The sequence below is a fragment of the Stenotrophomonas sp. PS02289 genome (assembly GCF_029960115.1).
Taxonomy (GTDB): Bacteria; Pseudomonadota; Gammaproteobacteria; order Xanthomonadales; family Xanthomonadaceae; genus Stenotrophomonas.
The window spans coordinates 1-15072 of sequence record NZ_JASCOZ010000107.1; the positions used below are offsets into that span (position 1 = coordinate 1).

Consider the following 15072-nt stretch of genomic DNA (forward strand, 5'->3'; position numbering starts at 1 on the left):
GCGCCGGCCGCTGCGCGCGGGTGCCGGCGCGACCCGCGCCGGCTGGACCGCGCTGCGCCCGTGGCTGCCGCAGATCATCGCGCTGGCGGTGTTCAGCGTGGGCGCGGCGCTGGTGATCGACGGCACCCTGCCCACGCCACGTCGGCATCTGCTGCATGCTTCGTTGCCGGTGCTGGAAACCTCGCATCTGCTGGGCAGCCTGGCCGGGGTGGCGCTGCTGCTGATCGGCCAGGGCCTGCAACGGCGCAGTCACGCGGCCTGGGTCCTTGCACTGGGCATCTGCGTGGTGGCTCCGCTGCCGATCTGGCTGCGCGGTGGGCAGGTGCTGATCGCGCTGTCCGCAGTGCTGGTCGCGATGGCGCTGTGGGCCTCGCGGCGTGAGTTCTATCGCCAAGGTGCATTGCTTGATGAGGCGTGGTCGTGGCCGTGGATCCGCAACCTGGGGCTGGTGCTGGTGGCGGTGATCTGGTTGTTGTTCTTCGTCTACAGCCATGTGGAGTACCAGAACGAACTCTGGTGGCAGTTCGCGGTACAGGGCAATGCGCCACGTGCACTGCGCGCACTGCTGCTGGTGGCCATTGCACTGACCGTGTTCGGGCTGGCGCGCCTGCTGCATAGCACCCGCACGCTTCTGCCGCCCGCCGATCTGGCTACGCTGGACGCTCTGGCACCGGTGCTGGCCGGAGCCGAAGACACCCAGGCCTGCCTGGTGCTGACCGCCGACAAGGCGGTACTGCGTGATGACGCGCAAGCCGGCTTTGTGATGATGCAGCGCTACGGCGGTTCGCTGATTGCGATGGGCGACCCGGTGGGCCCGCCGGAGGTGGCGCGGGCGCTGATCTGGCGCTTCCGCGAAGAAGCGGACCGCCTGGGTCTGCGCCCGGTGTTCTACCAGGTCGGCGAAGCCTACTGGCAGACCTATCTGGACCTGGGCCTGAGCCTGGTGAAGCTGGGCGAGGAAGCCATGGTGCCGTTGCACGACTTCACCCTGGAGGGGCGCGAACGTGCAGACCTGCGCCAGGCCTGGAATCGCGGCAAACGCGGCGGGCTCAGCTTCCGGGTAGCCGCCGCCACAGAGGTGCCGGCACTGCTGCCGGCGCTGGCGGAGGTGTCACGGCAATGGCTGGACGACAAGGCCGGCGACGAGAAGGGCTTTTCGCTGGGCAGCTTCGACCCGGCGTATCTGTCCCGCTTCCCGGTCGCGCTGGTGGAGGCGGAAGGCCGCATCGTGGCGTTTGCCAACCTGTGGCAGGCGCCAGCAGGTCACGAACTGTCAGTGGACCTGATGCGGCACGTGGATGACGCACCCAAGGGCACCATGGACTATCTGTTCATCGAACTATTCCTGTGGGGCCGCGCGCAGGGCTTCCAGCGCTTCTCGCTGGGCATGGCTCCGTTGTCAGGTTTGGCGCAGCATCGGTTGGCGGGGCGCTGGAACCGGTTTGCCAACCTGGTCGCGCGCCATGGTGAACGGTTCTATGGGTTCAGCGGACTTCGGCGGTTCAAGTCGAAGTTCGCGCCGGCGTGGCGGGCGCGCTATCTGGCCGCACCGGGCGGGATGCACCTGCCGGCGGCACTGCTGGATGCGACGCGGTTGATCAGTCTGGCACCGCGTTGAAGGGTCGCACGAGAGTCGACCCTACCGTGATGGCACATGCTCCAGCAGCGTGCGTGCGAGCAGGTCGTAGTCGCCCTTGAAGTGGTGGTCACCCGGCAGGGCGATCACCTGCGCATTCCCGGCGGGCAGGTCCGGGCACAGCGCGTCCTCATCGTCCTTGCCATACAGGCAGAGCGTCCGCTGCGCCGGCAACTTGGCGATCTCCGGTGCGATCGGCAGTCCATCGCCGCCACCGCCCAGCCAGTTGCTGACGTGGAACTCGTAGTCCGCGTTGCGCCCGACCGACATCAAGCCGATCAACGCAACCGCATCACGCGTGGCCGGCTCGAGCTGGTTGATCGCCGCCGGCAGCACGTCCGCCCCCTGAGAGAAACCGATCAGCAGCAGGCGTTTGCGCTGCCACTGCTGCTGGTAATGAGCGGCGATACGCTCCAGATCGCGGGCGAAGCCCTCCGGCGTGCGTCGGGTCCAGAAGTAGCGCAGCGAATCGACCCCGACCACGGCCACGCCCGCCTCGGCCAGTGACGCCGCCACCTCCTTGTCCAAGCCGGCCCAGCCGCCATCGCCGGAGACGAAAATGGCCAGTGTGTCACCCGCCTTGGCCGCCGGAATCTCCACCACCGGCAAGCCACTCAGTCCCTGCGGCGGGGGTGCCAGGCTGACGCCCTTCTGCGCGCCCAGCACCTGTGCCGCCGCCAGCAGCCCCGGCACATCGTCGCCGTTGCGGGCACGCTCGAACTCACGCCCCAACGCGACCTTGCGCACGAATGCGGCAGCACTGCCCACTGTGCAGCGCGCATCACCGGCGGCGTTCAACCAGGGGAAGTTCAACTCGGCAGGCTGCAACCGGCCGTGGCTGACACCGGCTCCACACACCTGCCGTTCGCGCACCGCTTCGGGACAGAAGCCGGTGGTCAGCAGCCCCGCAAACACCTGGGTGTCGGCCTGTGCGGCCACCGCGTAGGCCAGTTCGGCACCGCTGCCATCGCCCGCGATCAACGGCAGGTGGTAACCGGGCACGTGCAGGTAGGCCTGGAAGAACCGCGAGAAGTTTTCCACGTCCCCCGCGCCGAACGCACAACTGCCGCCATCAGCGGCCACCGTCTGCTGCAGTCGTGCGACATCCACCCGCGCCACCAATGCGCCGTGTGCGCGCAGTGCCTCGATTCGCTGCGTGGTCAACGCCGGTTCGCGCGTGCCGACGAACCACACCACGACACGTTGGGGCGTCCCATCAGGCACATACACCGGGACGTCGTGGAAGCGACCATGGCTGACCTGCTGTGGAGCGGCCTGTACGCCGGCGCTCAACAACCCCAACAGCAAAACGCCCAGCCGCCGCCACCCACTCACGCTGATCGCCCGCATCGTCACGCTTCCCGGAAAAGTGCGCCCACGATACGCCGGTGGCGTGCCAAGGGGATGTACAGAGCGTGGCCGGACGGTTATCGCCGCGCCGCGTCCGGCATCACCCGGGTCTGACGCCACTGCTGCAGCGCGACCGCTGCCAGCCACAGCACCACCACGGCGATGACCAGCTTCTGCCCTGCCCCACGCGGCGGGCCGCGCCACAACACGTGCAGCCACAGCAACGCAAAGCACATCCAGGCCCACCACCAGGCCAGTCCGGCCCAGCGCATCCAGCGTGGGTCGGCACGCAGATACCAGCTCTGCAGCAGCATCGCCACGCTTACGCACAGAAAAGCCGTGTTGGCCGCCAGACCGTGCACCAGCGGGGCCAGCAGCGGGGCCATTTCCGGCAACCAGCTGTCGCCCACCGCGACCCCCATCAGCCCCAGACCCGCCAGGCCGAACAGCAGCGGCGCGGCAGCACTACGCCGCGGTGACTGCAATCCAGCGTGCAGCGACCACGCCAGCAAGATGATCGCCACGGCCAGCACACAGTAGGCCGTACGCAGTGCCAAACCCCAGGGGCCATGCAGATAGAGGCTCAGCGTGGCCTGGACCCAGTCCAGATCATCGCGGGCCCATTGTGTCCAGGCGGCCGTCAGCACAAACGTGCACAGCGCCAGCAGAGCCAGCAACGCGATGGAGGCCTGGGCGCGGCTCAATGCCGGTGATGGCGTGGACACGGTCATGCGCGGGGTGCCTCAGGATCCAGCCTCGGGGTGGCGCAGCTTCCACGCGGCCAGCGCGGCGCGATAGCGCTGCAGTTCCTCGCTGTACAGGTCCAGCACGCAGAGCGGACAGCCGCTGCCGCAACACTCGTTCGGACCGGGCTCTTCCGGCGGCAGCGGGCGGGGATCGGCGTCGGCGGGAAGAGCGGGATCAGGCATCGGCACGGCAGGCAGCGGGTGAACCCGGCCAGTGTAAACGACGCTCAGCGACCCAGCCGACGACGCAGGTTGGAACGGGCCGCCGCGTCCAGGCGCTGATGGAAGAAGTCACTCAGGAAGATGCGCGGGCGCTTGAGCAGCTGCGCCAGGAAACGCCGGCGGTTGAGCCGGAACAGAAATCCCGGCACATGGCCGGCGTACTCTTCAGCAATGCCTCGGTCGTAGGCATCAAACACCTCCGCCGGGGCCCCGAGAATGGCCATGTCGCAATCGAGGAACAGGGCCGCCTGGTCGTCGACATCGTCGCGCCCCAGTGCGCCGTGGCGCGCGGTCAGCGCGATCAGCTGTTCCACCCGCGCCACGTCCACGCCGGCACCGGGCAGCCAGCGTTCGATCTGTGCGCGCGCCAGCGCCGCCGAACGCGCTTCATTGTCACCGCGACCGGCGTCATAGATGGCGTCGTGATACAGCGCAGCCAACTGCACCTCGCGTGGCTGCGTCCAGCCCGGGCCGTCGGCGACCTCCTGGCAGTGCTGCAGCACCGCGCGCACGTGCGCGAAGCTGTGGTACGCCCGCGGCGGCATGGCATACGCGGTTTCCAGGTCGGCCTGCATGGCCGCCGGCAGGGTGATCGGCGCGAAGGTCATGGGCGCATGATTGGCCGCCAACCACGGCGCTGGCAAGCGGCCAAGGCCGCATGGGCCGACAAACGGCGCGCCGGGCAGGTCCAGCCGTCCTATGCTGGCAACCGACAGACGCCCCTGCCTGCGAGGTGACCACCATGTCTGCCTGGACCGTACCGGCCCTGCTCGGCCTGGGTCTGTCGACCCTGCTGGCGGTCGCCCCGACCCGCGCCGCCCCACCCGCTCCGTCGCCACCCTTGCCTGCCGCCAGCGTCCCCGCGCCGGAGGTGCCGCCCGATGCGGAGCAGATCCTGGCAATTCCAGACGCACTGCGGACCCTGCTGCAGCAGCGGGTGATTGCGGCGACGCCGTCGCGTGAACAGCGGCTGGAGAAGCTGGTGCAGTTGATTTTCGACGCGGATGGCATGCACCTCGAGTACGACCCTTATGCCACCCACACCCTGACCGAAACCTGGCAGACCCGCCGCGCCAACTGCCTGTCGTTCACCTTGCTGTTCGTCGGCCTGGCCCGTGCTGCCGGCATTGATGCGCGCGTGCAGGAAGTGGCGCAGGTGATGACCTGGTACCAGGTCGAAGGCGTGATCTACAGCGTGGGGCACGTCAATGCCGGTGTGACACTCAACGGCCGCACCGCCGACGTCGATCTGGACCGCAACGTGCTGTATGACCGGTACGGTCCGCGCCCGATCAGCGAGCAGCGGGCGCTGGCCCACTTCTACAACAACCGCGGTGCACAGGCCATGGCTGCGGGCGACCTGGCCCAGGCGCGGATCTATCTGCGGGCAGCGCTGGACCAGTCCTCGCAGTTCACGCCAGGGTGGAACAACCTGGGCGTGCTGGACGTGCGCGAAGGTCGACTGCCGCAGGCACGACGGGATTTCGAGATGGCCTTGCAGCTGCAGCCACGCCATGCCGCCGCACTGACCAATGCCAGCGCGCTGTACACGCGACTGGGCGAGCCGCGCCTAGCCGGACAACTTGCCCAGCGGCTGCAGCAGGTGGAGCGCAAGGACCCCTTCGCGCAGTTCCGCAAGGGCAACCAGGCCGAGGAACGGCGGGACTACGCCAGCGCGATCAGCTTCTACCGCAAGGCCATTGCCCTGTACGGCAGCGCGCACCAGTTCCATTTCGGGCTGGCGCGGGTGTACTTCCTGGCCGGCGACAATCGCCGCGCGTCGCACGAGATGCAGCGCGCGCGCGACCTGGCCGGAGAAGATGCCGGTGTGCTGCGGGCCGCCTACCAGGCCAAGCTGGACAGCCTGAAGCGGTGGCAGAAGCGCACCACCGCCAATTGACGGGGTAACGACCTTGGGTCGTTAACTCAGGCCTTCTTGAGGAAACAGGTCTTCAGCACCAGGCCCTTGATCTTGTCCGAGTTGCCTTCGATATGCTCGGCATCGTCCTCGACCAGGCGGATGTTGCGGATCACCGTGCCCTGCTTGAGCGGAATGGACGACCCCTTTACTTTCAGGTCCTTGATCACGGTGACCGTGTCGCCGCTCGCCAGCACATTGCCGTTGCTGTCGCGGACGACAACGCCGCTGGCGTCGGCATCACCGGCCGCCCACTCGTGGCCACAGTCGGCGCAGATGAACAGCGCGCCGTCGACGTAGGTGTTTTCCAGGGTGCATTGCGGACAGGCGGGAACGGCGGACATGGGGGGCCTTCGATGGAAAGAATGAAACGTTCACTATTGTAACCGCCCGGCCGTCCGGCCCTTGCGCCGACGCGCCGCTTGACGCACAGTGCGCGCCCCCTTCCGCCTGGCCCGCCCCGCATGAAGATCGGCATCGACTTTGGTACCAGCAACTCTGCCGCCGCTGCGGTGGTCGAGGGACAGGTGGTGCCGATCCGCTTTGGCGAGGCCGAGCAGTTCCGCACGACGGTGTACTTCCCCGAAGTCATGCGCGACCCGAATGACTTCGAACTGACGCCGGCGCTGGAACACGAGCTGCATCGGCTGATGGATGCGGCCGCCCGCGACGCCCGCGCAGCAGGCCAGGAACGTACTCCCGACGCCTTGCGCCGTGACGCGCTGCGGGTGGTCCGGCGGCAATGGATGGAAGAGCAGATGCGGCAACCGCTCAGCTCGACCACGCTGCTGCAGAACGCGGTGTATGGCGATGAAGCGCTGGAGGCCTATTTCGAGGAGAACGAGGGCAATCTGGTGCAAAGCCCGAAGTCGATGCTGGGCTACAACCTGCATCCGCGCGCGCGCCAGACCATTACCGGTATCGCCACGCATATTCTCGAACACATCCGCTTGACCGCATCACGGCAGCTGGACCGGCCGGTACGTACGGCCACCCTGGGACGGCCGGTCCAGTTCCGCAGCTCCATTGGTGCCGCCGGCAACGACCAGGCGCTGGACATCCTGCATACCGCAGCCATCGCCGCCGGCTTTGACAGCGTGGATTTCCTTGAGGAACCGGCAGCGGCGGCCATGCATTACCACGCCGAAAGCGCCGAGGAACACGATGCCCTGGTGGTGGACATCGGCGGCGGTACGACCGACATCGCGCACGCCCGGGTCGGTGGCACCCAGGCTCCGACCATCCACCGCGCCTGGGGTATCGCGCGCGGTGGTACCGACATCGACCTGGCCCTGAGCCTGTCCGGCTACATGCCGTTGTTCGGCCGCGGTGTCAGCCGGGTGCCCGCGCACCACTACGTGGAAGCGGCGATGGTGCAGGACATGCCGCGCCAGCGCGAGTTCCGTCAGCACAACTACCGCGACGTGGATGCGCCGTGGGGCAAGCGTCTGCAGACGCTGCAGGACACCGGCAATACCGCGCGCCTGTACCGGGAAGTGGAACGCTGCAAGATCAGCCTGAGCGGTGCCGCCAGCCATCACAGCGCGCTGGACTTCATCGAGCGTGGACTGGCGCTGCACACCGATACCACCCAGCTGGGTGCCGCCGCCGCCGGTTACGTGGGCGAACTGACCCAGTTGCTGGCGCAGGTCCGTGAGGACATCGGGCATGATCCGGCCGCCGTGTTCATGACCGGCGGCATGTCGCGGGCCGGCTACCTGCAGCAGGCCGTGGCGGCGGCGTTCCCGCAGTCCCGCCTGGTACGCGGCAATCCGTCATTCGGTGTGGTGCACGGGCTGGCATGGGCCGCAAGCCATTGATTTAAAACGCTTGACGCAGTGTTTCAGGCCGACGGATCGGCCGCATTAACAAAACGTTACGCCGGAACGACTATCATTATCCGGCTTTGATGCGCAATGCGCATGTCGTTCTGGGCCTGCCTGTTGAGCGCGGCCCCCCTTTGCCAAAGCTGCCACCCCGGGGTTCCGGCCCTGGGCCTGGGAGTGCACACCCGAATTTGCCGCCAGTCCACGACCGGCGACATCGCTGCCGCCCCGCGCGGCGGTACTTCCGCCGATACCTGCAGCACCGTTCGGCGATTTTCTCCACGCTGTAAATAGATAAGGAGCATCCATGGCACGTTCGCCAAAGACCTCCCCCAAGGCCGGTAACACCGTTCGCGTTGACCGCAAGCAGACCGCCAGCACGGCCATCAACAGTGCCAGCATCGCGGCCGACCTGGCCGCGTTCCGCAAGAGCGGCGGCAAGATCGAAGTACTTGGCAACACGCTGGCACTGAAAAAAGCCAGCTGAGCCCGCCCGCCGTCCGCACCGGCCCTGTCGCCGGTGCGGAGGCTGTCTTCAGCGGTTGCCCAGGGTGACCCGCACATTGCCCGAATGGGCGTTGATCGAAATATCCCCGTCACCCGCGCCCAGCCGGGTCTCCAGACTGCGGCCGGGACCGTAGCGCGGGCGTTCGACCTGACCGGCGTCGGACTGGATGGCACCACTGAAGGTCTTCACCGCCAGCCGCGCCGAGACCTTTCCCGGCAACGCGAGCGCAATTGAGCCACTGACCGTTTCCAGGGTCACCTTGCCGCCGGGTGCCAGGCCGCCCGCGCCCACGCGAAGACTGCCCGACACCGCCTCAGCGGCCAGCCGCTGCACCTGCGCGGTGTCCAGCCGGATGTCGCCAGACACCGTTTCGGCGCTCACCTCCCCTCCGATACCACCACCGGCCTGGATGTCACCGCTTACCGCACGCAGCGACAGCCGCTGGGTCTGGACCTGCGAGCGGATGCTGCCGCTCACCGTGGCCAGCGACGTTTCGCTGCTGCGTCCTGCGGCCGTGATCTCGCCACTGACCGCATTGGCGGACAACCGGCGCACGTCCACCCCGGCCACGTCGATGTCGGCGCTCACCGTCCCGACCTGCACCTCCACCGAGCGTGGCACCCGCAGTTCAAGCGTGGCACCGCCATTGCGGTTGTTGCGCGGGTAGATCACCTCCCAGCGCACCCGGTTGCTGCTTTTGTCCTGTTGCAGGCGCAGGCCCTCGGCCAGGCTGCCGGTCAGCGCCACCTCGTTCCGATCCCAGCCGCGGACGGTGACCTTGCCCGCGATGTTGCTCACTTCCACCCGGCCACCGGCCGCCAGCGGATGCTGTTCATTGACAGGGGTGGCGGCCTGCACGACCAGCGGCAGCAGCAGGGTCAGGGCGGCAACAATACGTAGACGGTGATGCATGGTGTTCTCCTTCAGGATGGCAGACCAGCGGCGCTCAACGCCTGCTGGGTGAGTTCAAGCCGCAGCGAATAGGTGCGCTGCAGTTGCCCGAGCAGATAGCGCGAGCGGGGGTTTTCGGCGATGGCGGCGCGGATGCTGGCGGCGCTGCTGTCCAGTTCATGCAGGGTCGGCTGCCAATCGGATCCGACCGTTCCGGTCGGCAGCGTGGCGATGGCCTGCTGGTACTCCGAGGCGATGACATCGGCCTGCTGCTGCAGCGGATTCGCGGCCGGGGCCGGGGCCGGCGGTGGTGCCGTGGGGACCACCATCAGCACGGCCAGGCCAGCGGCCAGGCCCAGCCCGACCCGCAGTGGCCAGCGGCGGCGCGAGCGCCGCGCGTGAGACGTCGGCTCCGCCGACGCCACGGCCGGTGCCGGCAACTGCGCGGCAATCTGCTCCCAGACCCGGGCCGGGGGCACGCGCTCAAGCGGCAGCGCGCGCAGCCGTGCCTGCAGCGCAGGATCGGGCAGGTCGTCGTGGGTGTGATCATTCATGCGGGTTCTCCCAACTGAGCGCGCAGCAGACCGCGCGCACGATGCAGATGTGCCTTGGAGCTGCCGACGGCCATCTGCAGCTGATCGGCGATCTCCTGGTGTTTCCAGCCTTCAATGTCATGCAGGACCAGCACGGCGCGGGCGCGTGGCGGCAGGGTTTCCAGCGCGCGCTCCAGGTCCAGCGTGGTGCCCGCACAGCGCTGTGGCCCGGGCAGCTGCTCCAGCGCCTCCCAGCCGACGTCGGCGTCCGCTTCGCGGCCAGCCTGGCCGCGCAGTTCCATCAGGGCCGCATTCACCCCCAGCCGGTGCAGCCAGGTGCCCAGGCTGCTCTCGAAGCGGAAGCCGGGAAGTGCGCGCCACGCCTGTAAAAACGCCTCCTGCAGGGCATCCTCGGCCCGAGCGGCATTGCCGCCACACAGCCGCCACAGCACGGCATAGAGGCGTGGCGAATGTCGTCGATAGATCCGTTCGTAGGCACCGCTGTCGCCCGACACGGCCGCACGCACCAACGCGGCATCATCGGCGTTGTGGCCTTCTGCGGAGGGTGGTGGCGCGGGCATGGTGGTGTCGAGCATATCCCTTGGATGCCGGGGCCAGGAAAAAGGTTTAGGCCCCCTGCGCGAACAAACGGCTAAACCTTCCTGGCCGCGTGCGCATCCAAGCCTGCGTCCCCCGCAGTGCGCCCCGTCGCGCGGAGTCCTCATGTCCTCCCATTGCCTTGCCCTGCTGTTGTCACTGCTGAGCGCCTGCACCCTGCCCTGGAGCCCACTGTCGCTGCGGATATCGCTTCCGCCGCACCCGGACCTGTGTGTGCAGTACAAGGCGCAGCCGCCGCTGTGCGGCTCCCGCCTGCTGGCACTGCTGTCGGCCCCCTGGAACCTGCGGGCGTCGGCGCAGATCGACCCAGCGTAAAATGCGAGGTTACTCGTCCCCCGCTGCATGCAAAGGCTTCACCGATGAAAGAACGACTGCCCGTCTGGACCCACGAGTGGCTGCACTACGCGGTCCCTGCCCTGCAGATCGTCGGCACCCTGCTGGTCGCCTGGCTGTTGCGCCTGATTGCCCGGCGCGTGATCCGTCGGATTGCCGAGCACTACACCCTGCCGCCGGAAATGGTCATGGGCGCGCGACGGGTGTTCACCTTCGTGGTGTATTTCACCGCACTGCTGGTCATCCTCAATATCGCCGGTGTTTCCGCCACCGTGCTGTGGACGGCCTTTACCGGCTTTGCGGCCGTAGGTGCGGTTGCGTTCTTCGCCGCATGGAGCGTGCTGTCGAACATCTTCTGCACCTTGTTGATCTTCACCACCCGTCCGTTCCGTCTGCATGACTACATCGAGGTGCTGGAGAACGGCGAAAAGCCCGGGCTGAAGGGGCGGGTGATCGACATCAATCTGATCTACTCGACCTTGCAGGAGAATGGCAACGGCCATGAAGGCACGGTTCTGCAGGTCCCCAACAACATGTTCTTCCAGCGCACCGTGCGCCGCTGGCGCGATCCGAGCCAGGCCCCGGGCGGGATCCAGGGGGATGGTTGAGGGCGAACCGTCAGCGTAGCTGACTGTCTTTGCTGCCGCGGCGGTTGTAGCCGCTGTTGTCGTGTTCGGCAGCGTCCTGTTCTTCCTGGCAGGCAATGCACAGACGAACGCCGGGAACCGCCTGGCGTCGCGCCTCGGGAATGGGCGCGTCGCAGTGTTCGCAGCGGGTCAAGCCCGGTCCCTGCCGCAGCTGGGCGCGGGCGCGCTGGATGGCGTCATCGACGGTGGCGTCGATCTGGTCCTGGACCGCGCCGTCTCCTGCCCAACCGGTTGCCATGGGAGTCTCCCGACAATGGATCAGACCTCCAGCATAGCCCCGCGGTCGTCCCGTCAGCTGCCGCGCGGCTGAATGCAGGCCGCGCGTCTGAACCGTTCAGCGAGGGCTACCAGATGAGGTCGTCCGGCACCTCGAACTGGGCGTAGTAGGCGTCGTCTTCGGCATTACCGGTGCTGGGCTCGGCGCTGCCCTTGTGCTGCCCGTTGTCGAGCACGATGACTCCGGCATCGCGCTCGCGGATCTTGTCGGCGGCCGCACGCGGCACCAGCTCGAAGCCGTCGCCGAAACGCACGATCACCAGGCTGCCTGCGGCCAGCTGGCGGCGCAGTGCCGGGTTGACCAGCAGCGTGCGGATCAGCGTGCCGTCGTTGAAGCGGTACTCGCTGTCGCCATCACGGGCGACCTTCTGGGTTTCGATGATCTGGCGGATCTGCGCCTGGCGTTCCTGCGCCTGCGCTTTTGCCTTGCGTTCTGCCTCGATCGCACGATCGCGCTCGGCCTTCTCCGCGCGCAGACGGTCGGCCTCGCGCTGGCTGTCAGTGGCGGCCACCGGACCCTTGCCGTGGCGGGCCTTTTCCTGCTCGCGCGCGGCCTGGGAGACCTGGGACTTCTTCACCAGGCCGGCCTTGAGCAGCTGTTGCTGCAGCGGATTGCCCTTTGCCATACGCTTTATGTCTGTATCTACTGGATTCCGGGGGCCATCATACTGCCCTCAACGCCCGACCCAAAGCCTGCCATGACCGCCCTGAAGTACCTCGCCGGCTACCCCGCCGCCCTGCAGCAGCAGGTGCGCGACCTGATCGCGGCCGACCGGCTGGGCACGTGGCTGCAGCAGCGCTATGTGCAGCCGCATGAGGTGCGCAGCGACCGCCAGCTGTATGACTACACCCAGGCCCTGAAGGAGCGTTACCTGCGTCAGTCGGTGCCGCTGTCCAAAGTGACGTACGACAGCAAGCTGCAGGTACTCAAGCACGCCCTAGGCACCCACACCACGGTGTCGCGCGTACAGGGCAGCCGCCTCCGCTCCAGCCGCGAGATCCGCATCGCCAGCGTGTTCCGCGACGCTCCGGCACCGTTCCTGAAGATGATCGTGGTCCACGAACTGGCCCATCTGAAGGAATCGGACCACAACAAGGCGTTCTACCAGTTGTGCACACACATGGAGCCAGACTACCACCTGCTCGAACTCGGGCTGCGCATGTATCTGACCCATCTGGAGACCCGGTCGGACTGAGCGTGCCGTACACTCCCCGGCCGCACCGCCTTCCCCTGCCCCCGCCATGACCGACCCGATCCGACTCGACAAACGACTGACCCAGCTGCTGGGCTGCTCACGCGGCGACGCGCAGCGTTACATCGAGGGCGGCTGGGTGACCGTGGATGGTCAAGTGGTGGAGCAGCCGCAGGCACTGGTCAGCGATGAGGTCGTGGCACTGCGCGAAAACGCGGAGGCCGGGCGCACCGCGTCGGTCAGCATGCTGCTGCACAAGCCCGCCGGCCTGCGCGCCGACCAGCTCTGTGCGCTGGTTACGCCAGACAGCCGCAGTGAACTGGATGCCACCGGCGTGCACCTGCTGCAGCGCCACTTCCACGGCCTGCAGCTGGGCATGGCGCTCTCGGCTGAAGACAGCGGCATGGTGGTGGTCAGCCAGGATGGTCGCATGCTGTCCTTCCTGAAAGACCGCAGCCCCACGCTGGAGCAGGAATACGTGGTGGAAGTCAGCGGCGAGCTGGCTCCTTATGGACTGGCGCGCCTGGCCCATGGGCTGACCTATCGCGGCCGACCGCTGCCGCCGTGCAAGGTGAGCTGGCAGAGCGAAACCCGCCTGCGCTTCGCAATCAAGCCGGTGCAGCCGGGCCAGCTGCGTGACATGTGCGCCCAGGTAGGTCTGCAGGTGGTGGGCATCCGCCGCCTGCGCATTGGCCGGGTGGCGATGGGCAAGCTGGCACCCGGCCAGTGGCGCTACCTGGCGGCGGACGAGCGCTTTTGAGACGTCGCCTGCTGCGCGTCTTCTGCCTGCTGCTGGCCTTGCTGGCGCTGCTGGTGCTGAGTGGCCTGCTGCTGGCCGACCATCTGACCCCCAAAGCGCTGGGCACGCACAGCACCGCGCTGCCGCTGCAGCCGGCGCAGAGCGCGATCGACCGCGAAGTGGAGCGGCTGCAGGCACAGCATCCACAGCAGTCGGGGGTGGCGTTTCTTTCCGATGGGCTGGACGCCTTCGCCGCCCGCGCCGTCATCACCCGTCATGCGGCCCGCAGCCTGGACCTGCAGTACTACATCTGGCACGACGACCTGATCGGTCATTTGATGGCCCAGGAACTGTACGAGGCGGCCGAGCGCGGGGTACGCGTGCGCATCCTGCTGGATGACATGAACGCGCACGACAAGGACGCGTTGATGATGGCGCTGGACGAACACCCCAACATCGAGATCCGCCTGTACAACCCGTTCCGCAACCGCGACGGCCTGTGGCGGCTGGTGGAAATGGTGCAGCGCTTCTTCAGCGTCAACCACCGCATGCACAACAAATCGTGGATCGCTGACGGCCGGGTGGCGATCGTCGGTGGCCGCAACATCGGCGAGGAGTACTTCAGCGCGCGTGCGGATGTGAACTTCCGCGATCTGGACCTGCTGGTGGCCGGACCGGCGGCGGGCCAGGCCAGCACCATCTTTGACGACTACTGGAACAGTGAAACCGCTGTCCCGATCGCAGCGCTGGCCTTCCACACCCCGGCACAGCTGAAACTGTTGCTGCGCGAATCGGCCAACGAAGCGCGCCTGGACAGCGCCCGGCCCTACCTGCAGCGGGTGCAGCAGTCGCCCACCGCACGGGCGTTCTTTCTGGAACCCACGCACCTGCACTGGAGCGACCGTGTGGAGATCGTCTCCGACCCCGCCATGAAGCACCGCCGGGATGACCGCGCGCACTGGCTGGTGACGCGTCTGGTGAGTGAGCTGGAAGCGACGACACACAAGGCGCTGCTGATTTCACCGTACTTCGTGCCGGGCGATGAAGGTACGGAAGGATTTGGCGCGCTCGTCGGGCGCGGAGCCACGGTGGGCATCGTGACCAACTCATTGGCGGCCAACGACGTAGCCGCCGTGCACAGCGGCTACATGCAGTATCGTGCGCCGCTGCTGCGTGGCGGTGTACACCTGTACGAACTGAAGGCGCACGGCAGCCCTGACAGCGGCGGACTGTTTGGCAGCAGCGGAGCCAGCCTGCACACCAAGGCCTTTGTTCTCGACGACCGCCGCGGCTTCGTGGGCTCGTTCAATCTCGACCCGCGCTCGGCCTATCTCAACACCGAAATGGGTGTGCTGTTCGACGACGCGGTCCTCGCCGCGCAGCTGCGCGAGGAGTTTCTGCGTCTGGCCGCACCGGAGCAGAGCTACTGGGTGACCCTGGATGCACAGAACGAGGTGCGCTGGCTGGATCGCGCGGCGCAACCGCCCACGTTGCTGGAAACAGAACCGGATACCTCGTGGTGGCAGCGCGCCAGCGCGCGGATGATCAGCTGGCTGCCGCTGGAGTCGCAGTTGTAATCACCGCAGGATCGGTAGCGCCGGCCGTTGGCCGGCCCATGCATCGCTGAGGGCCGGCC

Annotated in this window: 19 protein-coding genes; 9 read left to right on the plus strand and 10 right to left on the minus strand. The window is 67.4% G+C overall.

What is annotated here, in order from left to right:
* Nucleotides 1-1618 (plus strand): bifunctional lysylphosphatidylglycerol flippase/synthetase MprF (mprF, locus tag QMX83_RS14570; RefSeq protein WP_282297368.1); only part of this gene is annotated, 1618 nt, incomplete at its 5' end.
* Between the two features lie 21 nt (nt 1619-1639).
* Here mprF and QMX83_RS14575 read toward each other — a convergent pair.
* From QMX83_RS14575 to QMX83_RS14590, 4 genes are all read right to left on the minus strand, one after another.
* Nucleotides 1640-2986 (minus strand): AcvB/VirJ family lysyl-phosphatidylglycerol hydrolase, encoded by a 1347-nt coding sequence (locus tag QMX83_RS14575; RefSeq protein ID WP_282297369.1) that lies wholly within the window; start codon nt 2984-2986, stop codon nt 1640-1642.
* Nucleotides 2987-3063: 77 nt separating this feature from the next.
* Entirely contained in the window at nt 3064-3690 is a 627-nt protein-coding gene (locus QMX83_RS14580; RefSeq protein WP_282297385.1) for a DUF998 domain-containing protein, read from the minus strand.
* A gap of 39 nt (nt 3691-3729) precedes the next feature.
* Nucleotides 3730-3915 carry an oxidoreductase-like domain-containing protein gene (locus tag QMX83_RS14585; RefSeq protein WP_282297370.1) on the minus strand — a complete coding sequence of 62 codons (186 nt, stop codon included), beginning with the start codon at nt 3913-3915 and terminating at the stop codon, nt 3730-3732.
* 44 nt (nt 3916-3959) lie between these two features.
* Entirely contained in the window at nt 3960-4562 is a 603-nt protein-coding gene (locus tag QMX83_RS14590; protein WP_282297371.1) for a hypothetical protein, read from the minus strand.
* Nucleotides 4563-4696: 134 nt separating this feature from the next.
* Between QMX83_RS14590 and QMX83_RS14595 the strand changes: the two genes are divergently transcribed.
* Nucleotides 4697-5854 carry a transglutaminase domain-containing protein gene (locus QMX83_RS14595; protein ID WP_282297372.1) on the plus strand — a complete coding sequence of 386 codons (1158 nt, stop codon included), beginning with the start codon at nt 4697-4699 and terminating at the stop codon, nt 5852-5854.
* A 26-nt stretch (nt 5855-5880) separates the two neighbouring features.
* Here the strand turns inward: QMX83_RS14595 and QMX83_RS14600 are convergent, their stop codons facing one another.
* Entirely contained in the window at nt 5881-6216 is a 336-nt protein-coding gene (locus QMX83_RS14600; protein ID WP_282297373.1) for a zinc ribbon domain-containing protein YjdM, read from the minus strand.
* A 120-nt stretch (nt 6217-6336) separates the two neighbouring features.
* On the opposite strand from QMX83_RS14600, the gene QMX83_RS14605 reads away from it, so the two are divergent.
* Both QMX83_RS14605 and QMX83_RS14610 read left to right on the plus strand, forming a co-directional pair.
* Complete coding sequence (locus QMX83_RS14605; protein ID WP_282297374.1) at nt 6337-7692, plus strand: Hsp70 family protein; 1356 nt, start codon at nt 6337-6339, stop codon at nt 7690-7692.
* Between the two features lie 313 nt (nt 7693-8005).
* Nucleotides 8006-8185, plus strand: a complete 180-nt coding sequence (locus QMX83_RS14610) for a hypothetical protein (RefSeq protein WP_125361787.1) — start codon at nt 8006-8008, stop codon at nt 8183-8185.
* A 48-nt stretch (nt 8186-8233) separates the two neighbouring features.
* On the opposite strand, the gene QMX83_RS14615 is transcribed toward QMX83_RS14610, so the two are convergent.
* From QMX83_RS14615 to QMX83_RS14625, 3 genes are read right to left on the minus strand one after another with little or no spacing between them, the layout of a single operon-like run.
* A complete protein-coding gene (locus QMX83_RS14615) occupies nt 8234-9118 on the minus strand; it encodes a DUF4097 family beta strand repeat-containing protein (RefSeq protein ID WP_282297375.1) in 885 nt (294 codons plus the stop codon).
* A gap of 11 nt (nt 9119-9129) precedes the next feature.
* Entirely contained in the window at nt 9130-9651 is a 522-nt protein-coding gene (locus QMX83_RS14620) for an anti-sigma factor (RefSeq protein WP_282297376.1), read from the minus strand.
* Nucleotides 9648-10226, minus strand: coding sequence for a sigma-70 family RNA polymerase sigma factor (locus tag QMX83_RS14625; protein ID WP_282297377.1), 579 nt, complete (start codon nt 10224-10226; stop codon nt 9648-9650). Before QMX83_RS14625 ends, QMX83_RS14620 begins: the two co-directional genes overlap by 4 nt.
* A gap of 127 nt (nt 10227-10353) precedes the next feature.
* Between QMX83_RS14625 and QMX83_RS14630 the strand changes: the two genes are divergently transcribed.
* Both QMX83_RS14630 and QMX83_RS14635 read left to right on the plus strand, forming a co-directional pair.
* Entirely contained in the window at nt 10354-10563 is a 210-nt protein-coding gene (locus QMX83_RS14630; protein ID WP_282297378.1) for a hypothetical protein, read from the plus strand.
* Nucleotides 10564-10607: 44 nt separating this feature from the next.
* Complete coding sequence (locus QMX83_RS14635) at nt 10608-11189, plus strand: mechanosensitive ion channel family protein (RefSeq protein ID WP_282297379.1); 582 nt, start codon at nt 10608-10610, stop codon at nt 11187-11189.
* A 10-nt stretch (nt 11190-11199) separates the two neighbouring features.
* Here QMX83_RS14635 and QMX83_RS14640 read toward each other — a convergent pair whose 3' ends face one another.
* Nucleotides 11200-11466, minus strand: a complete 267-nt coding sequence (locus QMX83_RS14640; RefSeq protein ID WP_282297380.1) for a DksA/TraR family C4-type zinc finger protein — start codon at nt 11464-11466, stop codon at nt 11200-11202.
* A gap of 106 nt (nt 11467-11572) precedes the next feature.
* Nucleotides 11573-12130 (minus strand): DUF2058 domain-containing protein, encoded by a 558-nt coding sequence (locus QMX83_RS14645; protein WP_282297381.1) that lies wholly within the window; start codon nt 12128-12130, stop codon nt 11573-11575.
* Between the two features lie 72 nt (nt 12131-12202).
* Between QMX83_RS14645 and QMX83_RS14650 the strand changes: the two genes are divergently transcribed.
* The 3 genes from QMX83_RS14650 to QMX83_RS14660 are packed head-to-tail and all read left to right on the plus strand — an operon-like array spanning nt 12203 to nt 15013.
* Nucleotides 12203-12700, plus strand: a complete 498-nt coding sequence (locus QMX83_RS14650; RefSeq protein ID WP_282297382.1) for a M48 family metallopeptidase — start codon at nt 12203-12205, stop codon at nt 12698-12700.
* 46 nt (nt 12701-12746) lie between these two features.
* Nucleotides 12747-13457 (plus strand): rRNA pseudouridine synthase, encoded by a 711-nt coding sequence (locus tag QMX83_RS14655; protein WP_282297383.1) that lies wholly within the window; start codon nt 12747-12749, stop codon nt 13455-13457.
* A complete protein-coding gene (locus QMX83_RS14660) occupies nt 13454-15013 on the plus strand; it encodes a phospholipase D family protein (RefSeq protein ID WP_282297384.1) in 1560 nt (519 codons plus the stop codon). Before QMX83_RS14655 ends, QMX83_RS14660 begins: the two co-directional genes overlap by 4 nt.
* Nucleotides 15014-15072 lie beyond the last annotated feature (59 nt).